At 71.9% G+C, this 20,954-nt stretch carries 17 protein-coding genes and 3 pseudogenes; 10 read left to right on the top strand and 10 right to left on the bottom strand.

Annotated elements, in window-relative coordinates:
• Window positions 1–5: 5 nt before the first annotated feature.
• Together V2J85_RS19845 and V2J85_RS19840 are read right to left on the bottom strand one after the other, a co-directional pair.
• Window positions 6–1,433 (bottom strand): amino acid permease, encoded by a 1,428-nt coding sequence (locus tag V2J85_RS19845; RefSeq protein ID WP_330822381.1) that lies wholly within the window; start codon window positions 1,431–1,433, stop codon window positions 6–8.
• Between the two features lie 500 nt (window positions 1,434–1,933).
• Window positions 1,934–2,134: an NADPH-dependent FMN reductase family protein gene (locus V2J85_RS19840; RefSeq protein WP_315975505.1), complete on the bottom strand. Its 201-nt coding sequence runs from the start codon at window positions 2,132–2,134 to the stop codon at window positions 1,934–1,936.
• 35 nt (window positions 2,135–2,169) lie between these two features.
• Between V2J85_RS19840 and V2J85_RS19835 the strand changes: the two are divergent.
• Window positions 2,170–2,727, top strand: a pseudogene (locus V2J85_RS19835) (alpha/beta hydrolase); the annotation flags it as partial.
• A gap of 253 nt (window positions 2,728–2,980) precedes the next feature.
• On the opposite strand, the pseudogene V2J85_RS19830 reads toward V2J85_RS19835, so the two are convergent.
• The 3 genes and pseudogenes from V2J85_RS19830 to V2J85_RS19820 form a co-directional block, all read right to left on the bottom strand.
• A pseudogene (locus V2J85_RS19830) lies at window positions 2,981–3,097 on the bottom strand (TIGR03842 family LLM class F420-dependent oxidoreductase); the annotation flags it as partial.
• A gap of 55 nt (window positions 3,098–3,152) precedes the next feature.
• The gene (hydA, locus tag V2J85_RS19825; RefSeq protein ID WP_330822349.1) at window positions 3,153–4,544 is read right to left on the bottom strand and encodes a dihydropyrimidinase; all 1,392 of its coding nucleotides are present in this window, start codon (window positions 4,542–4,544) and stop codon (window positions 3,153–3,155) included.
• 145 nt (window positions 4,545–4,689) lie between these two features.
• Window positions 4,690–4,986: pseudogene (locus V2J85_RS19820) on the bottom strand (dihydropyrimidinase); the annotation flags it as partial.
• Window positions 4,987–5,290: 304 nt separating this feature from the next.
• On the opposite strand from V2J85_RS19820, the gene V2J85_RS19815 reads away from it, so the two are divergent.
• On the top strand, window positions 5,291–6,163 hold the full coding sequence (locus V2J85_RS19815; protein WP_330822348.1) for a substrate-binding domain-containing protein: 873 nt from the start codon (window positions 5,291–5,293) through the stop codon (window positions 6,161–6,163).
• 500 nt (window positions 6,164–6,663) lie between these two features.
• Here the strand turns inward: V2J85_RS19815 and V2J85_RS19810 are convergent, their stop codons facing one another.
• The gene (locus tag V2J85_RS19810; RefSeq protein ID WP_261954915.1) at window positions 6,664–7,965 is read right to left on the bottom strand and encodes an aspartate aminotransferase family protein; all 1,302 of its coding nucleotides are present in this window, start codon (window positions 7,963–7,965) and stop codon (window positions 6,664–6,666) included.
• Window positions 7,962–8,804 (bottom strand): nitrilase-related carbon-nitrogen hydrolase, encoded by an 843-nt coding sequence (locus V2J85_RS19805; RefSeq protein ID WP_261954916.1) that lies wholly within the window; start codon window positions 8,802–8,804, stop codon window positions 7,962–7,964. The genes V2J85_RS19810 and V2J85_RS19805 overlap by 4 nt, the downstream gene beginning before the upstream one ends.
• 181 nt (window positions 8,805–8,985) lie before the next feature.
• Between V2J85_RS19805 and V2J85_RS19800 the strand changes: the two genes are divergently transcribed.
• The 3 genes from V2J85_RS19800 to V2J85_RS19790 all read left to right on the top strand — a co-directional run bounded on the left by V2J85_RS19800 (window position 8,986) and on the right by V2J85_RS19790 (window position 11,550).
• Complete coding sequence (locus V2J85_RS19800; RefSeq protein ID WP_261954917.1) at window positions 8,986–9,417, top strand: MarR family winged helix-turn-helix transcriptional regulator; 432 nt, start codon at window positions 8,986–8,988, stop codon at window positions 9,415–9,417.
• Window positions 9,414–10,913 carry an MFS transporter gene (locus V2J85_RS19795; protein ID WP_330822347.1) on the top strand — a complete coding sequence of 500 codons (1,500 nt, stop codon included), beginning with the start codon at window positions 9,414–9,416 and terminating at the stop codon, window positions 10,911–10,913. Before V2J85_RS19800 ends, V2J85_RS19795 begins: the two co-directional genes overlap by 4 nt.
• A gap of 82 nt (window positions 10,914–10,995) precedes the next feature.
• Window positions 10,996–11,550, top strand: a complete 555-nt coding sequence (locus V2J85_RS19790; protein WP_330822346.1) for an isochorismatase family protein — start codon at window positions 10,996–10,998, stop codon at window positions 11,548–11,550.
• Here V2J85_RS19790 and V2J85_RS19785 read toward each other — a convergent pair.
• Window positions 11,534–13,030, bottom strand: a complete 1,497-nt coding sequence (locus tag V2J85_RS19785) for an amidase (protein WP_261954920.1) — start codon at window positions 13,028–13,030, stop codon at window positions 11,534–11,536. The two genes, V2J85_RS19790 and V2J85_RS19785, sit on opposite strands and share 17 nt — an antisense overlap.
• A gap of 283 nt (window positions 13,031–13,313) precedes the next feature.
• On the opposite strand from V2J85_RS19785, the gene V2J85_RS19780 reads away from it, so the two are divergent.
• The gene (locus tag V2J85_RS19780) at window positions 13,314–14,057 is read left to right on the top strand and encodes a hypothetical protein (protein WP_261954921.1); all 744 of its coding nucleotides are present in this window, start codon (window positions 13,314–13,316) and stop codon (window positions 14,055–14,057) included.
• A 97-nt stretch (window positions 14,058–14,154) separates the two neighbouring features.
• Entirely contained in the window at window positions 14,155–15,255 is a 1,101-nt protein-coding gene (locus V2J85_RS19775) for a calcium:cation antiporter (RefSeq protein WP_330822345.1), read from the top strand.
• 261 nt (window positions 15,256–15,516) lie between these two features.
• Here the strand turns inward: V2J85_RS19775 and V2J85_RS19770 are convergent, their stop codons facing one another.
• On the bottom strand, window positions 15,517–16,254 hold the full coding sequence (locus V2J85_RS19770) for an SDR family NAD(P)-dependent oxidoreductase (RefSeq protein WP_261954923.1): 738 nt from the start codon (window positions 16,252–16,254) through the stop codon (window positions 15,517–15,519).
• A gap of 153 nt (window positions 16,255–16,407) precedes the next feature.
• Here V2J85_RS19770 and V2J85_RS19765 point away from each other — a divergent pair, with 153 nt between their 5' ends.
• Window positions 16,408–17,034 (top strand): class I SAM-dependent methyltransferase, encoded by a 627-nt coding sequence (locus V2J85_RS19765; protein ID WP_330822344.1) that lies wholly within the window; start codon window positions 16,408–16,410, stop codon window positions 17,032–17,034.
• A gap of 80 nt (window positions 17,035–17,114) precedes the next feature.
• Window positions 17,115–18,086 carry a non-homologous end-joining DNA ligase gene (ligD, locus tag V2J85_RS19760; RefSeq protein ID WP_261954925.1) on the top strand — a complete coding sequence of 324 codons (972 nt, stop codon included), beginning with the start codon at window positions 17,115–17,117 and terminating at the stop codon, window positions 18,084–18,086.
• A gap of 224 nt (window positions 18,087–18,310) precedes the next feature.
• Here the strand turns inward: ligD and V2J85_RS19755 are convergent, their stop codons facing one another.
• Complete coding sequence (locus tag V2J85_RS19755; protein ID WP_330822342.1) at window positions 18,311–19,210, bottom strand: hypothetical protein; 900 nt, start codon at window positions 19,208–19,210, stop codon at window positions 18,311–18,313.
• Between the two features lie 373 nt (window positions 19,211–19,583).
• Here V2J85_RS19755 and V2J85_RS19750 point away from each other — a divergent pair, with 373 nt between their 5' ends.
• Complete coding sequence (locus V2J85_RS19750; protein WP_330822341.1) at window positions 19,584–20,702, top strand: glutathione S-transferase family protein; 1,119 nt, start codon at window positions 19,584–19,586, stop codon at window positions 20,700–20,702.
• Window positions 20,703–20,954 lie beyond the last annotated feature (252 nt).

Below are 20,954 nucleotides of genomic sequence, written 5' to 3'. Positions count from 1 at the left end.
GGTTGTTATCCCGCTGCAGCCAGCCTGGAGCGACGTCTGCCGTACGCGAAATAGAAGGCGAGCCCCGCTGCCATCCACATCCCGAAGACCTTCCAGGTCACGGCGTCAAGGTCGAACATCCTCCAGATGCACAGGATGAAGCCAACGGCCGGGACGAAGGGGAACAGGGGGGCGCGAAAGGCGCGCGGCATATCGGGGCGGGTCCGCCGCAGGACGATCACAGCGACGTTGACGAGGGTGAAGGCAAACAGGGTGCCGATGCTCGTGGCCTCGGCGAGTTGCCCCAGAGGGACTGCTGCGGCGAGGAGGCCGCAGAAGAGCGACACGATCACCGTATTCGCGCGTAGGGCACCCGTGCGTGGGTGAACCCGGGCGAACGCCCTGGGGACCAAGCCGTCCCTCGACATCGCGAAGAGGATGCGGGTCTGTCCGTACAACACTGTCAGGACCACGCTTGCGATGGCTACGACAGCTCCGGCTGCCAGCAGCACGGCCCAGAAACTCTGGCCGGTGACGCTCTTCATGATCCCGGCAAGCGCGGCTTCAGAGCCCTTGAAGCCTTGCCAGGGCATCGCGCCTACAGCGGCCGCGGCCACGAGGCAGTACAGCAACGTGACGATCGCCAGGGAGAGCATGATGGCGCGTGGAAGGTCCCGTTGCGCGTTGCGTGCTTCCTCACCCGCCGTGGACGCGGCGTCGAAGCCGACGTACGAGAAGAAGAGCGTGGTGCTTGCGGCACTGACGCCGGCCATGCCAAGCGGCATGAACGGCGCATAGTTGCCGGCCCGGACGCCCAGGAAGGCCACGGCACAGAAGAGCGCGAGCGTCGCGATCTTCACGACGACCATGACGGTGTTCGCGCGGGCGCTTTCCTTCGCGCCGCCCAGCAGGAAGCCCATGGCGAGCAGCACAACCAGCAAGGCAGGAAGGTTGAAGTAGCCGCCGTCACCTGGCGATGAGGCCAGGGCCGCAGGGATCGTCACCCCAAGGGTTCCGTCCAGCAGCTCGTTCAGATACTGACCCCAGCCCACGGCTACGGCCGCGACCGACACCCCGTATTCGAGGATCAGGCACCATCCGCAGACCCAGGCGACGAGCTCCCCGAGGGTGACGTACGCGTACGAGTAGGAGGACCCGGACACCGGCACGGCGCCGGCCAGCTCCGCATAGGAGAGCGCCGAGAACAAGGCCGTGAGTCCCGCGATGACAAAGGAAATGACGACCGCAGGGCCTGCCTCGGGTACGGCTTGCCCGAGCACGACGAATATTCCGGTGCCCAGCGTCGCGCCGACGCTGAGCATCGTCAGTTGCCACACGCCCAACGAGCGGTGCAGCGAGCCCCCTTGGCCTTGGCCGCCTTCCGAGATGAGTTGTTCGACTTGCTTGCGCCGAAAGAGCGCAGAGCTTCTTGACGTAGTGGCCAGAGTGGTCAGCTCTGAACCTGGTTCTGACACGGAAGTGCCCCCGTTAACGCCGCGCCATCAAAGATCAACAGCGCTCAGCCTAAGAGCGTCCCGAGGGCGGCGTAACGCGCCTTCGTTGCAAACATGTGGCTGATCGTTGCGTCTCGCGAAGAATGAAGCATAATTGATGCAAATTTCAACATGATTCAACGTGGGCGTTTGGTGCGAAGTCGGGACGTATTGCGCATAAGGGCCCGATGGGCCCTGCTCCGCCTGCGCCGACCTGCGGCAACCGCAACAAGGGGCGTCCTGCCGGGTTCGCCTGCAGTGATGTGGACGTTTGTGAACGGACCTGGCTATCGCGTCGGCATCCCCGCGCTGCACGACGCTCATCCGGAGATCCCCTGGACCGGCTTCGCCGACTGGGCGCACGGCGCGTTCGTGGCGGCCCGCTGACGAAGCCACGGGGCTGCGGGCGCCATGGTGGTGGTTCTTCCGCTCGACGGTCGACCGCTGCCCGAGCCGAGCGCTCAGTCGAAGCGCAGGTCGGAGAGTTGCCTCTTGGACACCGTGGGGTCGTCCTCGGGCACAGGACGAGTTGCTCTGGCAGCCAGGATCGAGGCCATCTCCCGGCCTGCCCGGCGTATGCGCGCCGGCAGACCGTCCGTGTGCGCGTCGCTGCCTGCTCCCCAGTCCTCCGACGCCGCGTACACGCCGGTCGGGAGGACCATGGTCCGCAGGTAGACGAAGAGCGGGCGCAGCGCGTGTCCTGGTCGGCTTCTCGATGGGCACCGGTGAGGTCGCCCGCTACGTGTCCGCCTACGGCTCCGCCCGGGTCTCCAAGGTCGCTTTCCTGGCCTCGCTGGAACCCTGCCTGCTCAAGACGGACGACAACCCCGACGGGGTCGCCCCGAAGGAGTTCTTCGACGGCATCGTCGCGGCTGTCAAGGCGGACCGCTACGCGTATTACACGGCCTTCTACAAGGACTTCTACAACCTGGACGAGAACCTCGGTACCAAGATCAGCGAGGAAGCGGTCCGCAACAGCTGGAAGGTGTCGGCGGGTGGCGGTTTCTTCGGCGCCGCGGCCGCGCCGTCGACCTGGTACACCGATTTCCGGGCCGACATCCCGGCCATCGACGTGCCGGCCCTGATCCTGCACGGCACAGCCGACCGGATCCTGCCCATCGAGGGAACCGCGCGGCCGTTCCACAAGGCGCTCCCGTCCGCCGACTACGTGGAGATCGAGGGCGCCCCGCACGGCCTGCTGTGGACCCACGCGGAAGAGGTCAACACCGCGCTCCTCGCCTTCCTGGGGAAGTGACCCTGCCGCAGGCCCGCCCGACGGGCCTGCGGCCCGAGGCTGCGTGCCGCGCCTTCACAGGAGTGGCGGTCTCGCAATCATGTCTGTCCATCCATGACACCCCTGACGTGCGGCGCGCTGACAGGAGTGCCCCCGGGCGGGGTTATGGCGCCCATCCGCCCGGGGGAGGCAGCAGGCGCCTTTGTGCCGGCGCAGGCTCGGTATCCCCCGTAACCGGGTCTGCGCCCCCTGCATGCAATGCCCCGCAATGGCACGCGACGTGTTCGCCGACCATGCCGCCGAACCAGCGGCACTGCTCGCGCGCGTGAACGAGCGCGGCGGGCGAGGTGTCGTCGGTCAGGTACGCAGGTGCCGCATCAGGTCGACGACCGTCGACGCGGGCGGGTCCGTCCGCAGGACCAGTCCCAAATCCACGGTGGAGCCTCCTAGCTCAGGTACTGGCAGGTGGCGCGCGGCATGTACTGGCCATGGCCGGCACGCCCGACGAACTCCCGCTGCTCGATGACGAGTTCGCCGCGTGACAGAACCGTTTCCACCCGGCCCGTGACGCGCTTGCCCTCGTACGCCGAGTAGTCGACGTTCATGTGGTGCGTCGCTGCCGACATGACCTGCTCGGCGGTCGGGTCGTAGATGACCACGTCCGCGTCCGCGCCCGGCGCGATCGTGCCCTTCTTGCCGTACAGCCCGAACATGCGGGCCGGGCTGGCGCAGGCGATCTCGATCCAGCGGCGGCGGCTGATGTTCCCGTCCACGACCGCCTGGTGGAGCAGGTCCATACGGTTCTCCACTCCGGGCAGACCGTTGGGGATCTTGGAGAAGTCATCGCGGCCCAGCTCCTTTTGGCCCGCGAAACAGAACGGGCAGTGGTCGGTGGAGACCACTTGGAGGTCGTTGGTGCGCAGGGCTCGCCACAGAGCGGCCTGGTGCTCACGGGGCCGCAAAGGCGTGCTGCACACGTACTTCGCACCCTCGAAGTCGGGCTCGGCCAGGTTGTCGGTGGACAGGTACAGGTACTGCGGGCAGGTCTCCCCGAAGACCGGCAGCCCCATGTCCCTGGCCGTCGTCAGCTCCGCGACGGCCTCCTGAGCCGCCACATGCACCACGTACAAGGGGGAACCCGCGACCCGGGCGAGCTGGATCGTTCGGTGCGTCGCCTCCGCCTCCAGCAACGCCCTGCGCACCTCACCGTGGTACCGCGGCTCTGTGTCGCCCCGCTCCAGCGCCTGTCGCACCAGCACGTCGATCGCGATGCCGTTCTCCGCGTGCATCATGATCAGTCCGCCGTTGTCCGCGGCCTGCTGCATCGCCCGCAGAATCTGCCCGTCGTCGCTGTAGAAGACTCCCGGGTACGCGGTGAAGAGCTTGAACGAGCTCACTCCTTCACCCACGAGCCGGTCCATCTCCCTCAGCGTTGATTCGTTCACGTCGGAGAGAATCATGTGGAAGCCGTAGTCGATCGCGCACTGGGCGTCGGCCTTCGCGTGCCAGAGATCCAGCCCCTGCCGCAGCGACTGGCCGACCGACTGGATCGCGAAGTCGATGATCGTGGTGGTGCCGCCCCACGCGGCCGCCCGCGTCCCCGATTCGAACGTATCGGAAGCGGTCGTGCCGCCGAACGGCATTTGCATGTGCGTGTGGGCGTCGACACCGCCCGGGATGACGTACTTGCCGGAAGCGTCGATGACCCGCTCGGCGGTCCACTCCTGCGTTCCGGTGGAAGCGATGGCCACGATACGGCTGTCTTCGATCAAGACATCCGCGTGGATCTCTTCGGCGGACGTGATGACGAGGCCACCGGTGATCAGAGTGCGGGTCATCCTTCGCGCCTCCCTGCGCTCACCGGGCACTTCCGTGATCCCGGTGCGGTCGTCGAGTCGAACGTGGCCCCACGCGCCCGGAGCTGGCGGCGCAGTAAGGGCAAGGGTGGTGGAGCCGGTCGTGCCCCGGGCTCGTAGGTGCGAGTCGGGACCGGACGGCGAAGTCGACGAGGGTGGTGGTGCCGCCCCAGGCCGCCGCGCGGGTGCCGGTCTCGAAGGTGTCGGAGGAGGCCGTCCCGCCGAACGGGAAGTCCAGATGGGTATGGGCGTCGACACCGCCCGGGATGACGTACTTGCCGGTGGCGTCCGGCGTGCGGTCGGCGGTCGGACTGCCCTGGGCGGCGAGGGCGGCGATCCGCCCGTCCTCCACCAGGACATCGGCGTGGACCTCATCGGCGGCGGTGATCACCAGCCCGCCCCGGACGACCGTACGGCTCACCATGTCGGCTCCCTGCCTGTCTACCCGTGCCTGCCTGACGCCATGTCATGACCGGTCTACACCCGTAGATTCCGCTCGAGAAGGAGACACCGTAGAAGCATGTCACCATCCGTGGCAATACCGTGACGCTCGATCAGTGCGCCGGGTGCGTGTTGCGCCGGCGATCAGCCGGTCGGTTCACCACGGGCCGCGGCGGTCCCGGAGGGGTGCGGGACTGGCGCGATGGGCAGGTATCCGCCGACGCCGGCGGGCAACCCTCGCGAGCGGCACGACCTCATGGCGGACGACACAGAGAGGGCGGCAGGTCATGGAGCAGCGCACACCGTGGGAGTTCTCCGACGACCGAGGGCGCCTGGTGGTGGCCGGACAGCGGCCGGAACGGCTCGTGACGTACATACAGGCCGGAGCGACCCTGTGGGACCACGGCATACGCCCGGTGGGCCTGTTCGGGTCGCAGCACGACGGCACCGCCCCCGACCCCGCCAAGGGCGGTGAGCTGCCGCTGACTGAGATCCCCTACCTGGGCGCGGGCGCCGCGCTGCACCCCGACGCCCTGCTGGAGGCCGAGCCGGACCTCGTGGTGGCGGTGACGTACAACGGCGAGCAGCTCTACGGCCTGGAGCAGAAGACCGCGCTGGAGCTGGAGGCGCACGTACCGGTCGCCACCGTCGCGGTGGGCCCGGGCCGGAGCCTGGCCGAGGTCCGCGAACGGTTCGCGGCGCTGGCCGGCTCCCTCGGACGCGGCGAACCGCAGGGCCTGGCACGGGAGTTGGACGCCGCGGAGGACGCCCTGCGGCAGGCGGCCGGCGGCCCGTCCCGGCCCCGGGTCCTGGCCCTGTCACCCGCCGGCCCCGACCGCGTGCATCTGGCCCGCCCCAGCTCCTGGCCGGACCTGCGGGCACTCGCCGAGCACGGCGTGAACCTGGTGGAGCCGCCCGCCGGCGCGGGCATCAACTGGTCCACGGTCGGCTGGGCGGAGGCGGCCGGGCTGACCCCCGACATCCTCCTCATCGACGTCCGGGCCAACGCGACCCGCCCCGAGGCACTGCGCGCCGACGCGCACTGGCGCGCGCTGGAGACACACGTACGCCTCCTCCCGTGGAACCCGGAGGCACCGTGCAGCCGCCGCGCGCACAGCCGCTTCTTCTCCCAACTGGCGGTGACCCTGCGGGCCGTTTGACTCCCACGTACCCGTCTGTCCCGCCGCGGGTCTTGCTCACCGTTGCGCGCTTTGCGGCGCCCCCACGTACCTGTCTGCGGCGCCGCGGGGCGTCTCGCCGTTGCGCCTGGCGGCGGGCGTTTGTGTGTCGGGTGCGGTGCCGGCCCTCCAGACTTCGTCCTCCGGTCCAGCCCCTCCCGTGAGTGGGAGTTTCCAAGCTGGTTGGGGGCGGGCGTAATCCGTTGCCTGCGGGCGCGTGGGCACTACGTGCACCCCCACCGTCCTTCACTTCCCCTCTCACGGGAGGGGACGGGCCGGAGGGGCCGGTTGTGTGGACGTAAAGCGTCAGCAGTCCACACAACCGGCCCCGGAGGCCCGTCACCGCACCCGACACCCACCCAGCCCGCCGCAGGCGCAACGGCGAGCGAGCCCCGCGGCGGGACAGCCAAGTACGTGGGGGGCGCCGCAAAGCGCGCAACGACGAGCAACAACCACGGCGGGACAGCCAAAAACGTGGGGCGTCAAACAGCCCGTAGCGCCGCCGCGAGGGCTTCCGCCCCCGCCTCCGCCTCCGCCACCGTCAAAGACATCGGCGGGGCGATCCGCAGCGCCGCGCCGCCCTGGCCGCCCTTGCCGACCAGGAGGCCGCGTTCGCGGGCGGCCTCCAGGACCTGGGTGGCGGCTTCCGGGGACGGGACGTCCGTGCCGGGGTGGACCAGCTCGACGCCGATCATCAGGCCCCGGCCGCGTACCTCACGGACCACGTCGAGGCCGGCCGCGACCGCCCGTAGGCGCTCGATGAGCAGGCCGCCGACCCGTCGGGCGTTGCCCTGGAGGTCGTGTTCGAGGAGGTAGGTGAGGTTGGCCAGGCCGGCGGCCATCGTGACGGGGCTGCCGCCGAAGGTGGAGATGGAGTTGGCGGGCATCGCGTTCATGACGTCGGCGCGGGCCACCACCCCGCCGATGGACATGCCGTTGCCGATGCCCTTGGCGAACGTGAGCAGGTCCGGCGGGCCGTTGTCCGCGTGGGCCTGCCAGCCCCAGAAGTGGTCGCCGGTGCGGCCCCAGCCGGTCTGCACCTCGTCGCTGATCCAGAGGATGCCGTGCCGGTCGAGGACCTCGCGGAAGGCGGCGTAGAGGCCGTCCGGCGGCAGGGTGAAGCCGCCGACGCCCTGGACCGGTTCGGCGATCAGCGCGGCGACGCCGCCGGCCGCCTGCTGGAGCATGTCCTCCAGGTCGGCGACGCAGGCCGCGATGTACGCCCGGTCGTCCAGGCCGGCGTACGGGCCGCGGCTGCGCACCCCGCCGTGGACGTAGAGCGTCTGGAGGGGCGAGAGGCTGGTCGGCGACCAGCTGGTGTTCCCGGTGACGCCGACGGTCGAGAAGGACCGGCCGTGGTAGCTGTTGCGCATCGCCAGGATCTGGTTGGAGCGGCGGTGATTGGTGGCCAGCAGGAGGGCCGCGTCGTTGGCCTCGGTCCCCGAGGTGGTGAAGAAGACCCGGGCGTCGGGGATGCCGGAGAGCGCCGCGATCCGCTCGGCCAGCTCGATCATGGGCCGGGAGAGGTAGAGCGTCGAGGTGTGGATGATGCGGCCGGCCTGTTCGCCGACGGCCTTGGTGACCTCGGGCAGCGCGTGGGCCGTCATGGTGGTGAGGATGCCGCCGAAGAAGTCGAGGTAGCGGTTGCCCTCGGCGTCCCAGACGTACCGGCCCTCGCCGTGGGTGAGCTCCAGGGGCCGCTCGTAGTAGAGGCTGAGCCAGGAGGGCAGCACGGCCTGGTGGCGGGCGTGCAGCTCCGCCGCGTCATGGGGGTGGTGGGTCACGGCTGCACCAGCCCGTCGTAGGCGTCGGGGCGGCGGTCGCGGTAGAACGCCCACTGCTGGCGGACCTCGTCGATCAGCGCGAAGTCCAGGTCGCGGACGACCAGTTCCTCCTTGGAGTCGCTGGCGACCTCGCCGACGAACTGGCCGCGGGGGTCGACGAAGTAGCTGGTGCCGTAGAAGTCGTTGTCGCCGTACTCCTCGACGCCGACCCGGTTGATCGCCGCGATGAAGTACTCGTTGGCGACCGCGGCCGCGGGCTGCTCCAGCTTCCACAGGTAGGCGGACAGGCCGCGGGAGGTGGCGGAGGGGTTGTAGACCAGCTGGGCGCCGTTCAGGCCCAGCTGCCTCCAGCCCTCCGGGAAGTGGCGGTCGTAGCAGATGTAGACCCCGACCTTGCCGACGGCGGTGTCGAAGACCGGCCAGCCGGTGTTGCCCGGTTTGAAGTAGTACTTCTCCCAGAATCCCTTGACCTGCGGGATGTGGTGCTTGCGGTAGCTGCCCAGGACCGTGCCGTCGGCGTCGATGACGGCTGCGGTGTTGTAGTAGAAGCCGGACTGCTCGACCTCGAAGACCGGGACGACGATGACCATGCCGGTTTCGCGGGCGAGTTCCCGCATGCGCCGTACGGTCGGGCCGTCGGGCACCGGCTCGGCCCAGCGGTAGTGCTCCGGCTCCTGGACCTGGCAGAAGTACGGAGCGTTGAAGACCTCCTGGAAGCCGATCACCTTCGCGCCCTGCGCGGCCGCCGCCCTGGCGTATTCCTCGTGCTTCGCGATCATCGATTCGGTGTCGCCGGTCCAGGTCGCCTGGACCAGTGCGGCACGCACAACATCGGCCATGAGCTGCTCCCTCGTCCGTAAGTCAGCCTGCAGCCCACGCGGGATCTACGCGTGTGGAGGTGACCGTAGGCCCCGCCATGGGCGCTGGCAAGACCATCTCCAGCGTGGCGCGTCCGCGGCGGAACGGCGATTTCGACAGGCAATCTTGCAAGTTTGCCTGTCGATCTCGTACGGTGGCGGCATGCCGGACAAAGAACAGGAGCGGCTCGCGACGGACCTGCGGGCGGCCCTCTCCCAGCTGATGCGCCATCTGCGTGTGGCTTCGTCGGACGGCGAGTTCACGCCCTCCCAGCGCGCCGCGCTCTCCCGGATCGAGACCGACGGTCCGGCCACGATCGCGGCGCTGGCCCGCGCCGAGCTGGTGCGGCCGCAGTCGATGCGGCTGACCGTCGGCGCGCTGGAGGAGCGGGGCATCCTCGCCCGCAGCCCGCATCCGACGGACGGCCGTCAGGTGGTCTTCTCGCTCACCGAGGAGGGCCGCCGGCTGATCCACGCGGTACGCCAGGCCAAGCACAACTGGCTCGCCGTGGCGATCGCCGACCGGCTGACCCCCGAGGAGCAGCAGACCCTGACCGAGGCGACCGGGCTGATACGGCGGCTGACGCAGGAATGACCGATTCCGCGTCCAGGGAAGGGGCCGGCGCCCGCGCGGCGGACGCCTCGCCGGCCCGCTCCGCCCGGCCCGCGCGCCCCGACGACCGGGCCTTCGGCGCGCGGCTGATGGCGCCGCTGCTGCTCGGCTCGCTGCTCAATCCCGTCAACTCGACGATGATCGCCACCTCGTTGGTGGCCATCGGCCGGGACTTCCGCGTCGGCGCCGCGGACACCGCCTGGCTGGTCTCCGCGCTCTACCTCTCCAGCGCGGTGGGCCAGCCCTGCATGGGGCGGCTGGCCGACCGGATCGGGCCGCGCCGGGTGTTCCTCGCCGGAACGCTCACCGTCTGCGCGGCGGGGCTCATCGGGGCGCTGGCGACCGGCTTCACCCTGCTGGTCGTCTCCCGGGCCGTGCTCGGCATCGGTACCGCGGCGGCCTATCCCGCCGCGATGGCCCTGCTGCGCGCCGAGTCCCGCCGGCTGGGCCGGCCCACGCCCCGGTACGTCCTGGGCCGGCTGTCGCTGGCCGCACTGGGCAGCGCGGCGGTCGGGCCCACGCTCGGCGGGCTACTGGTCGCGACGGCGGGCTGGCGCGCGGTGTTCGCGGTCAACGTCCCGCTGGCGCTGCTGGCCGGGGCGGGGGCGCTGGCCTGGCTGCCGGGGGACGGCCGGCGCGGTGGTGCACGTGATGGTGAACGGGGCGGTGGACGGAGCGCCGCCGTCGGGAGCGCCGGGTCCGGCGGCGGTTCGCTCGACCCGCTGGGCATCGGGCTGTTCGCCGGCGCGCTGACCTGCGCGATGTTCTTCCTGCTGCGGTTGCGGGACCCGCAGTGGCTGCTGCTGGCGCCGACCGCCGTGCTGGGCGCCGTCCTGGTGTGGTGGCAGTTGCGCCATCCGGAGCCGTTCATCGATCTGCGGATGCTCGCCCGCAACCGCCCGCTGGTGCTGACGTATCTGCGGCAGGGCCTGACGTACCTGGTCATCTACTGCGTGCTCTACGGCTTCAGCCAGTGGCTGGAGGAGGCGCACGGCTACTCGTCCTTCCACGCCGGACTGGTCATGCTGCCGATGTCCGGCGCGGCCGCCCTCTGCTCGATCGTGGGCGCCCGGACGAAGGGCATCCGCGCGCCGCTGACCGTCGCCGCGGGCTGTCTCACCGCCGGCAGCGCGGTCTTCTCGCTGCTCCACGGGACCAGTCCGCTGCTGGTGCTGCTGTGCGCGGGGGCGCTCTTCGGCATCCCGCAGGGCCTGGCCTCGACCGGCAACCAGGCGGCGGTCTACGCCCAGGCCCCGGCCGACGGCGTGGGCGCGGCGGCCGGGCTGCAGCGCACCGCCCAGTACCTCGGCGCGATCACCGCCTCCAGCCTGATCGGGCTGCTCTACGGGCAGCAGGCCGCGGACCCCGGGCTGCACCGGATCGCCCTGATCGGCGTCGTCCTGGGCCTGTTGCTGATCGTCCTGACCGCCGCCGACCGGACGCTGCGCCGCGGCGGCACCACCCCGACCGACGGCTAGATCCGGCCACCGGTCACTCGTCTCACCCGTGCCACACCAACCTCACCGATGTCCTCAACCCCTCTACGTACAAGGAGTGTTCATGTCCGTCACCACCCTCGACCCGCAGACCGCCCTGGTCCTGATCGACCTGCAGAAGGGGATCACCGGGCTGCCCGTCGTCCCGGTGCCCGCCGCCGACGTCGTCGGGCGGGCCGCCCGGCTGGCCGCCGCGTTCCGCGCCCGGGACCTGCCGGTCGTCCTGGTGAACGTCACCGGCGGCGCACCCGGCCGTACGGAGTTCCCGTCGGGTGGCGGCACGCCGCCGGCCGACTGGGCGGAGCTGGTGCCCGAACTGGACCGGCAGCCCGGCGACCTGACCGTCAGCAAGCGGCGGTGGGGCGCCTTCCACGGCACCGGGCTGGACCGGGAGCTGCGCGACCGCGGGGTGACCCAGATCGTGCTGGCCGGCATCGCCACCAGCATCGGCGTGGAGTCCACCGCCCGCGCCGCGCACGAGCACGGCTACCACGTCACCCTGGTCACCGACGCCATGGCGGACCTGGACGAGGCGGCGCACCGCAACAGCCTGGAGAAGGTCTTCCCGCGGCTGGGCGAGACCGGCACCACCGAGGCGGTCCTCACTCTCCTCGGCTGACCACGGCGCCGTCGACCCGGGCCGGGTGGGCGGGCGGCCGGTGCTCGTACCAGCGGAGTTCGGCTTCGAGCTGGGCGGCCAGCGAGATCAGGCGCGGTTCGCCGTGGGCCGGGCCGAGGAGCTGGGCGCCCAGCGGCAGGCCGTCCGCGCTGAACCCGGCCGGCACGCTCACGCCCGGCCAGCCGAGGACGTTCCACGGCCAGGCGTACGGGCAGGCCGCGATCATGGCCTGATCCGTGCGCCAGCCGCTCATCTTGGCGAGGGTGCCGATGCGCGGCGGCGGGGTCGCGGTGGTGGGAGTGAGCAGGACGTCGTAGGGGCCGAACAGGGCGCCGACGCGCTGCTGTTGGCGCCTCTCGGCGGCGCGGGCGCGGCGCAGCACGGGCCCGCTCAGCAGCCGGCCCAGCCGCGCCGACCCCCGCGTCCGGCGGTCCAGCAGGGAGCGGTCGGGGACCCGGGCGGCCCACTCCCCCACCCCGACCGTGGCCCGCGGGACGAAGGCCAGCCCCACCAGCCCGTAGTCCGGCTCGGCCTCCTCGACGAAGTGGCCGAGCCGGACCAGGGTGCGGGCCACGTCGGTGACCGCGGCCCGGACGTCGGGGTGCAGTGGTTTGCGGGTGAAGGTGGTGGCCGCCTTCCAGGACAGCGCGATCCGCAGCCGGCCCGGGTCGCGGCGGACCGCTTCGTGGGCCGCGATGGCGGGCGGGCGGTGCAGGTCGCCGGCGTGGTTGCCGGCGGCCACGTCCAGCAGCAGCGCCGCGTCCTCGACCGTACGGGCGAGCGGGCCGATGCCGGTGATCCCCTGGAACGCCTCGGGGTCCGGCCAGGTGGAGATGCGGCCGCGCTGGGGTTTGATGCCGACCAGGTGGGACCAGGCGGCGGGGATCCTTACCGAGCCGGCGCCGTCGGTGCCGAGGGCCGCGGCCACCAGGCCGGCGGCGACCGCGGCGGCCGAGCCGCCGGAGGATCCGCCCGGGGTGTGCGCGAGGTTCCAGGGGTTGCAGGTGTTGCCGAAGGCCGGGCCCTCGGTGAACGGCCACTGGCCCAGTTCGCAGGCGTTGGTCTTGCCGACGATGACCGCGCCGGCCGCGCGCAGCCGCCGGACCACCTCCGAGTCGCGCTCCTTCGGCGGGAATTCACCGGCGCAGCCGAACGCGGTGGGCTCGCCGGCCACGTCGGTGTCGTCCTTGACGGCGACCGGCACGCCGAGCAGCGGCAGCCGCTCGCCGGCGGCGAGTCTGCGGTCGGCCTCGGCGGCCTCCGTGAGCGCCGCCTCCGGGCGTACCCGCCGGAAGGCGTTGACGGTGCCCTGGGTGGCCTCGATGCGCTCCAGCGAGCGCCGGACCAGCGCGGTGGAGGTCACGCTGCCGGCGGCCAGCGCCCGGGACTGCTCGGCGAGCCCCTCCAGTTCCCCGGCCGCGGTCCCGGTGCGCCGGGCCGGGGCCCCGGTCGCACTGTCCTGGCTCTCGTCAACGCTCACGCTGCGTGCCCTCCCTGGGACCGCTCATTCGAACGAACGGTCCCAGGAGGCTAATCGGCGCCGCCGCGCCCATCAACGACGCCGCGCGGGACGGTACATCGACGACACACGGACGGCACACAGCGGCCGCGGGACGGCGGTGGCGTGACGTTCCGGACATCCGGCGGACATCCCGGGCGGTGGTGTACGACGGGCCGACGGCGGGCCGGCGGAGCCGCTTTCCGCGGGCGTCCGGTGCCCCGCCCTCGAACACGCGGGCGGGCAGCCGCTACGCTCCCCGGCCATGGATGACACCCTGCTGCTCCTGACCGTGGCGGCCGCGGCCCTCGTCGTGGGGCTGGTGGCGGGCTGGGCCGGCCAAGCGGCCGCGGCGCGCCGGAAGCTGGCCCGCGAACAGAGCTTCTTCGGGCTGCCGGGCGGTTCGGAGTGCGTGCTGGTCACCCACCGCGACAGCTCCTCGCCGCACTGGTCGATCCCGCGCCATGACGCGCTGGCGCTGCTGGGGCTGGCCGCGGTGGTCGAGAACTGCGGTGCGCACCCGGAGGTGGCCCCGCACGACACCGGGCTCCAGGGGTTCGGGGCGCGCACCGAGTTCTGCGTCGGCGACCCCACCGCGCACCGCCGGCTGGCGGCCCATGTGGCCAGTCTGCTGCCGGGGGTCGCGGTGCACCCGGGCGACGAGTCCGGGGCCGGCCGCGGCACCTTCACCATCGGCGGTACGGCGTACCGGATGGAGCCGGGGGCGGTGGAGTACGTGCTGCTGGCCCGGCTGACGGCGGGCGAGGGCGGCCGTCCGGTGTTCCTGGCGGCCGGGCAGCGTCCGGTCACCCACCGGGCCGCGGTCCGCCATCTCGTCCGCAACCGGGCCCGGCTGGCGCGCCGGCACGGTGCCGACGGCCAGTTCTGCCTGCTGCTGAAGGTGGTCAACTCGCAGGCGTACGGGCCGGACGTGGTCGAGCTGGTCGCGGACGTCACCAAGGCCGCGACCGCGCCGGCGGAGCCGAAGGGGCATCGGGCGGCGGTCTGAGCGCGGTGCCGCGGCGGGCTTGAGAGCGGTGCCGCGGCGGGCCTGAGAGCGGTGCTTTTGCCGGGATATGTCCGGCTGATCTGCGAAGCTCGTCGGCATGATCGCATCTCTCCGTTCGCCCCTCCTGCACTGGACGACGGTGGTGCCGGTGCTGGCGGCGGTGCTGCTGGTCCTGACGTGGGGGCGGTCGCTCCCGCCCCCACTGATCGGGCTGGTGTCGTACTTCCTGGCCGGGGCGGTGCTGTCCGCGGTGCACCACGCGGAGGTGATCGCGCACCGGGTGGGCGAGCCGTTCGGGTCGCTGGTGCTGGCGGTCGCGGTGACCGTCATCGAGGTGGCGCTGATCGTCACGTTGATGGCGGACGGCGGGGAGAAGAGCGCCGCGCTGGCCCGGGACACCGTCTTCGCGGCGGTGATGATCACCTGCAACGGGATCGTCGGGCTGTGTCTGCTGGTCGGCGCGCTCAAGCGGAAGGTGGCCGTCTTCAACGCCGAGGGGACCGGGGCCGCGTTGGCGTCGGTCGCGACGGTGGCCGGGCTGAGCCTGGTGCTGCCGACGTTCACCACGTCCACGCCGGGCCCGCGGTTCTCCACCCCGCAGCTGGTCTTCGCGGCGCTGGCCGCGCTGGTGCTCTACGGCCTGTTCGTGACCACCCAGACGGTCCGGCACCGGGACTACTTCCTGCCGGTGACCTCGTCCGGCGAGGTGATCGACACCGAGGACCATGCCGACCCGCCGACCGCGCGGGCCGCGCTGCTCAGCCTGGGGCTGCTGGCGCTGGCGCTGATCGCGGTGGTCGGGCTGGCCAAGGGGGTGTCGCCGGCCATCGAGTCCGGGGTGGCCGCGGCCGGTCTTCCGTCGTCGGTCGTGGGCATCGTGATCGCGCTGCTGGTGCTGCTGCCGGAGACCATCGCGGCGGTCCGCGCGGCCCGCCGCGACCGCGTGCAGACCAGTCTGAACCTCGGTCTCGGCTCGGCGATGGCCAGCATCGGCCTGACCATCCCCGCGGTCGCGCTGGCCACGATCTGGCTGCCGGTGCCGCTGGTCCTGGGCCTGGGGGCCAGCCATATGGTGCTGCTCGCGCTGACCGTGATCGTGGGAACCCTGACGGTGATCCCCGGCCGGGCCACCCCGCTGCAGGGCGGCATCCACCTCACCCTGCTGGCCGCGTACATCGTGCTGGCGGTCAGCCCGTAGGCCCGTCGGGCGCCCCGCGTTCGGTGGTACCGCGCCCGCATCGAGCCGTGAGCCACGCGGACCGCAGGCGCGAGGCGGCGGCCGGCTTCGACCCCGTCACCGAACGATCACAAAAAGGTACCAATGGGTGAGAACGGTCACTTCGCAGCGCGTTGCTCTCCCCTATGGTTTACCGTTCAATTGGAAGCGGCGCCGAGCGCCCTCCCCCAAGCTGCCCCGGCCGAATTCCCCCGTTCGGCCGGGGCTTCCCCGTTCCCGGGCTCACCTCAGATGCGAGGCACCGTTCACGTCCAGTACGGCCCCCGAGGACCAGACCGCCTCCGGTGAGGCGAGGTAGTGGACGGCCGACGCCACGTCCAGGGGCGCGGCGACCCGCCCGAACGGACTCTGCTGCCGCACCTCCTCCGTCAGCCGGTCCGCGACCCGCTCGGTGGTCACGAAGCCCGGCGCCACCGACGCCACCGCGATCCCGTACGGCGCGAGGTGCACCGCCAGCGACTGGCCCATCGCGTGCAGCGCCGCCTTCGTCGCGCCGTACGCCGGATGGTCCGGCTCGCCGCGGAACGCGCCGCGCGAGCCGATGTTGACGATCCGGCCCTCCACCTCGCGCTCGATCATGTTCCGCGCCGCGCAGTAGCTCACGTGCGCCGCACCGAGCAGGTTGACGTCCACGATCCGCCGCCAGGCCCGCTGCCAGTCCTCGAACGGGGTGCGGTCCAGCGGGTGCGGCTCGTTCGCCGCGGCGTTGTTGACCAGCACGTCGACGCCGCCCAGCCCCTCCACGGCGGCCGCGACCACCGCCTCGGCCCCCTCCGGCGTGCTCACGTCCCCGTGCACCAGCACGTGTCCGCTCCCCGCGAGCCCGGCGAAGGCCTCCTCCGCCGCCTCGCGCCGGGTCGCGTAATGCAGCGCGACCCGGTCCCCGTCCGCGGCGAACCGCTCGGCAACCGCCCGCCCGATCCCCCGCGAGGCCCCCGTGACCAGCACTCCCCGACTCATCGGCACCCCTCCGTCGCTTCCGTCGCTCGCTCGGTCCACGCCTCTCGGCATACCGCAAACGATCTTAGGGAACAGGGCGGGGGCCGGCTGCGCCCGGGGGCACCCGCACCTCGGGGCGACATCCCTGCCGTGGGGGCCCCGTACAGTCACCCCATGCCGTTCGATCACAACGACCACTACCACCGACTGCTGTTACGGCAGCTGCCCCCGGGCTGTCGTACGGCCCTCGACGTGGGGTGCGGCACCGGGCGGTTCGCGCGGCGGCTGGCGGCGCGGGGCATCGACGTCCATGCGGTCGATCCGTCGGCCGAGGCGCTCGACCGGGCCCGCGCGGCGACCGCGGGAACGCCCGGCGGACCGCCGGTGCGCTACCAGCAGGCGGACGCGGCCCGGCTCCAACTCCCGCCGGGGCACTACGACTTCATCTCCTGCCTGGCGAGCCTGCACCACATGCCCTTCGAGACGGTGAGCACACTGCGGGCGTCGCTCGCGCCCGGTGGTGTGCTGGCCGTCCTCGGTTGCTATCCGGAGCGGACGACGGCCGACTACGCCTGGAGCCTGGCCGCCGTACCGGCGAACGCCGCCGCCCGGCTCGCGGTCGGCGCGGCGGAGGCGCTCCGGCCGTCCGGCGCGGCGGACCCGGTACGGGCGCCGACCGCCCCGCCGACCGTGCCGCTCTCCCGGATCCGTCGGCAGGCCGCGGAGCTGCTCCCCGGGTGCCGCATCCGCCGGCTGCTCTTCTGGCGCTATCTGCTGGTCTTCCGGCGGCCCGACGACTGATCCGGCCGGCGGACGAGGGCCCCGCTCAGGCGGTCCGGCGTCGTTCTGCGAACCCCTGCCCGTCGGCCGATGATCGAACCATGGCCCCCACCACCGGGCGCGGCCCGGCCCCGTACCCCGTGATCGAGCCGATGCTGGCCTCGGTCGGGCCGCTGCCCGCCCCGCACGAGGAGGCGGCCTGGGCGTTCGAGGCCAAATGGGACGGCGCGCGGTGCATCGTCAACACCGCGGGCGACGGCACGATCCGGCTGGTCACCCGGGCGGGCAACGACGCCACGACCACGTATCCGGAGCTGGCGCCGCTCGGGGAGCAGCTGCGGGGCCGGATCGCGGTGCTGGACGGCGAGGTCGTGGTCCTCGATCCGCGCGGCCGGCCGGACTTCGGGCTGCTGCAGCGCCGGATGGGCGTGGTGAATCCGCGCCGCACCGCCCGGCTGGCCATGGAGCACCCGGTCCACCTGGTCCTGTTCGACCTCATGTTTCTGGAGGGGCCGCTGCTGGGCGCGCCGTACTTCGAGCGGCGCACCGCACTGGCCGGGCTGGGACTGCGCGGCCCCAACTGGTCGGTGCCCGGCTTCGTGGAGGGTCACGGTCAGCAGGCCTGGGAGGCCTCGCTGCAGGGCGGCCTCGAAGGCGTGGTGGCCAAGCGGCTCACCTCCGTGTACCTGCCCGGGGTCCGGTCACCCGAGTGGCGCAAGACCAAGCATCTGGAGACCCTCGACGTGGTCATCGGCGGCTGGCTGGAGGGGCACGGCACGCTGGCCGGACTGCCCGGTTCCGTGCTCGCGGGGGTGGCGGAACCGTCCGGGCTGCGGTACGTCGGTTCGGTCGGCTCGGGGCTGTCCGAACGGGAGCGCCGCGAACTGGCGCAGTACCTGGGGGTGATCCCGCTCGACCGCTCCCCGTTCGTCAACCCGGTGGACGCGTCGGACGCCCACTGGGCCGAGCCCCGGCTCGTCGCCGAGATCGCCTTCAGCGGCTGGACCTCGGCCGGCCGCCTGCGCCACCCGATCTGGCACCGACTGCGGCCGGACCTGACCCACTTGGGGTGAGGCGGGGGGAGAGAGGGGCGGGGGCACGAGGTGGGGCGGGGTGGGGCGGGATGGGGGGTGGGGCAGGGACGGCTGCCCCGTAACGCCCACTACGGACGGCGGAACTCCGTCACGGACGGCAGGAGGCGCCCGTCACGGACGGCAGAAGGCCACCGTCACCGACGACAAGTGGCGCCCCTCACGGACGGCAGAAGGCCACCGTCACCGACGACAAGAGGCGCCCGTCACGGACGGCAGAAGGACGCCTCGGTGATCGAGCCGCCGGCGTTCTCGTCGTCCGAGCCGAGGACGCCCTTGTGGGACTTCGGCAGACAGGCCAGCGCCTCTATCTTGTGCCCGGAGAAGGTGGCGAGCCGCTTCGGTGCGTCGGACACCTTCAGCCGGACGGCGCCGTGCTTGCCGACGGAGAGGTGCCCGGCGGCGTAGAGCGCGGAGTCGAACGGCCCGTCGTCGCCCGGATCCGAGGTGGACGACACGGTGAGCGCGCCGTCGGCGGAGAGCTTCACGTCGGAGATCTGCCGGACGTCCTTCTTGGGGTACGGTGCCCGGAATTTCGCGGAATCCCGGGAACCGAATGCATTGGTGGCCGAGTTCCATTCCGCCGCGGTGAGCTTCCCGGGGTGATCATCGCTTCCCCGGTCCGCCCAGACCGCGGCTATTTTCCGGTGCCCGACGGCGGCCAGCGCAAATCCTTCGTAGTTTCCGTCAGACGAAACACCGGGCAGCCGGAAGGTACGCAGTACCTGGACGGTGGTGTTCTCGCGGCGAATGCGGTACGCCGTTCCGTCGCTCGCCAGGGCCACGTACTCATGGGCCCGGCCCGGTACGGCGTCGATCGCCTCGAGGTCGACGGGCAGGGTGCCGCGCCAGGTCACGGGGGTCACCCGGGGTGCCGCGCCGGGACGGTAGGCGACCGCGACCAGGCGGTTCTCGCCGGGCTTCTTGTTGTCGCGGACGGCGAGGGTGTCCACCGTGTCGCCGTGCCGGCCGTCGACCACGATGCCGCTGAGACCGGCCGTGATGCCGTCCCCGACGCGCTGCCAGCCCTGCGCCGCGCCGGCGGTCGCGGACGGTGTCAGGAGTGCGGCGCCCACCAGGGCGACGCTGAATGCTTTCTTGATCATCGGGCGATGGTAGGCAGTGCCCCGGGTCGCTGAACAGGTCCGGTAGGACACCTCTCTCACATTCCATCCCGCATTTTTCAGGAATTCCACCGCAAGGCACCCGACCTTTCGTGAGCGCGCGGCTTGGTGCAAGGAACGCGACCTGCGGCAAGGGGCGCGAAATGCGGAATTCCGGCGCGGCCGCGGACGCGGGTGCGGGTGCGGCCGCGGGTGCGGGTGCGGCCGCGGGTGCGGGTGCGGGTGCCCACCGGAATCACCGCACGGGCCCCGGATCCCCGCCATGAGGTCCGGGCCCGGAGGGCACACGATGGAGAACACGAGGGGCACGCAATGGCCCGGGGGTCCGCGCCACCGCAGACGGAAGGAGCCGACGATGCCCGGCAACGGCAGGGGAAGTGGCAACGACAGCGGGAACGGCAAGGGAAGCGGCAGCGGGAGCGGCACGGGAAGCGGCAGCGGCAGCAGTGGCAAGGGCGACGGCAACGCCGCGTACGGCAGCAAGCCCTTCAAGCGCTCGAAGAGCCACTTCGCCGACCGCATCACGGTGGACGGCCGCGACGGGTGGCCGGTCGAGGCCGGCCGCTACCGTCTGGTGGCCAGCCGTGCCTGCCCGTGGGCGAGCCGCGCCGTGATCTCCCGGCGGCTGCTCGGGCTGGAGGACGCGCTCTCGCTCGCCATCGCCGACCCCATCCAGGACGACCGCAGCTGGCGCTTCACCCTGGATCCGGACGGCCGCGACCCCGTGTTGGGCATCGGCTACCTCAGGGAGGCGTACGACGCCCGGGAGAAGGACTACCCCGGTGGGGTCAGCGTGCCCGCCATCGTGGACATCCCCAGCGGCCAACTGGTCACCAACGACTTCCAGCAGATCACGCTGGACCTCGCGACAGAGTGGACGGCACTGCACCGGCCCGGCGCGCCGGACCTGTATCCGGAGCCGTTGCGCGAGGAGATCGACGTTGTCATGGCGGGCGTCTACCGCGACGTCAACAACGGGGTCTACCGGGCCGGATTCGCCACCGGGCAGAGCGAGTACGAGTCCGCCTTCCACGATCTCTTCCGGCGCCTGGACCTGCTGTCCGAGCGGCTCGCGGACCGCCGCTACCTCGTGGGCGACACGATCACCGAGGCCGACATCCGGCTGTTCACCACGCTGGTCCGCTTCGACGCCGTCTACCACGGTCACTTCAAGTGCAACGGGTTCAAGCTGGCCGAGGACCCGGTGCTGTGGGCGTACGCCAAGGACCTCTTCCAGACCCCGGGCTTCGGCGACACCGTCGACTTCCACCACATCAAGCAGCACTACTACCGGGTGCACACGGGCATCAATCCGACCGGCCTGGTCCCGGTCGGGCCGGACCTGTCCGGCTGGCTGACCCCGCACCACCGCGCGGAGTTGGGCGGCCGGCCGTTCGGCGACGGCACGCCGCCGGGCCCGGTGCCACCGGCCGAGGAAGTACCGCCCACCGGCCGCCCCGAGCCGCTGCACTGACCGCGGGGCGGCCACAGCCCCGGCCGTCGGCCCGGCTTCCTGGTTGCCGGGCTGCCGGGCTGCCTGATCGCCGGGCCGTCCTGATCGCCGGGCTGCCCTGATCGCCGGACTGCCTGGCCTGACCGTCGCGCCGTGCCGTGAGACGCTGAAACAAACAGGACGCTGGCGCAGATACGGGGACAGACAGACGGGCCCCAGAGTCAGACACAGGTACACGCACAGGCACGTACACAGGCATACGCACACGAACAC

It is taken from the genome of Streptomyces bugieae, assembly GCF_036352915.1.
GTDB classification, from domain to species: domain Bacteria; phylum Actinomycetota; class Actinomycetes; order Streptomycetales; family Streptomycetaceae; genus Streptomyces; species Streptomyces endophytica.
The sequence above is the reverse complement of the archived record's forward strand: the minus strand, read 5'-3'. Positions and strand labels throughout refer to the sequence as shown.

Excerpts from the sequence above, each read along its gene's own strand:
- V2J85_RS19795 (WP_330822347.1), top strand. The coding sequence starts at position 9,414 with ATGACCGATTCCGCGTCCAGGGAAGGGGCCGGCGCCCGCGCGGCGGAC.
- V2J85_RS19765 (WP_330822344.1), top strand. The coding sequence starts at position 16,408 with ATGCCGTTCGATCACAACGACCACTACCACCGACTGCTGTTACGGCAG.
- V2J85_RS19815 (WP_330822348.1), top strand. The coding sequence starts at position 5,291 with ATGGAGCAGCGCACACCGTGGGAGTTCTCCGACGACCGAGGGCGCCTG.
- V2J85_RS19775 (WP_330822345.1), top strand. The coding sequence starts at position 14,155 with ATGATCGCATCTCTCCGTTCGCCCCTCCTGCACTGGACGACGGTGGTG.
- V2J85_RS19750 (WP_330822341.1), top strand. The coding sequence starts at position 19,584 with ATGCCCGGCAACGGCAGGGGAAGTGGCAACGACAGCGGGAACGGCAAG.
- V2J85_RS19800 (WP_261954917.1), top strand. The coding sequence starts at position 8,986 with ATGCCGGACAAAGAACAGGAGCGGCTCGCGACGGACCTGCGGGCGGCC.
- V2J85_RS19790 (WP_330822346.1), top strand. The coding sequence starts at position 10,996 with ATGTCCGTCACCACCCTCGACCCGCAGACCGCCCTGGTCCTGATCGAC.
- hydA (WP_330822349.1), bottom strand. The coding sequence starts at position 4,544 with ATGACCCGCACTCTGATCACCGGTGGCCTCGTCATCACGTCCGCCGAA.
- V2J85_RS19840 (WP_315975505.1), bottom strand. The coding sequence starts at position 2,134 with ATGGTCCTCCCGACCGGCGTGTACGCGGCGTCGGAGGACTGGGGAGCA.
- ligD (WP_261954925.1), top strand. The coding sequence starts at position 17,115 with ATGGCCCCCACCACCGGGCGCGGCCCGGCCCCGTACCCCGTGATCGAG.
- V2J85_RS19755 (WP_330822342.1), bottom strand. The coding sequence starts at position 19,210 with ATGATCAAGAAAGCATTCAGCGTCGCCCTGGTGGGCGCCGCACTCCTG.
- V2J85_RS19780 (WP_261954921.1), top strand. The coding sequence starts at position 13,314 with ATGGATGACACCCTGCTGCTCCTGACCGTGGCGGCCGCGGCCCTCGTC.
- V2J85_RS19805 (WP_261954916.1), bottom strand. The coding sequence starts at position 8,804 with ATGGCCGATGTTGTGCGTGCCGCACTGGTCCAGGCGACCTGGACCGGC.
- V2J85_RS19770 (WP_261954923.1), bottom strand. The coding sequence starts at position 16,254 with ATGAGTCGGGGAGTGCTGGTCACGGGGGCCTCGCGGGGGATCGGGCGG.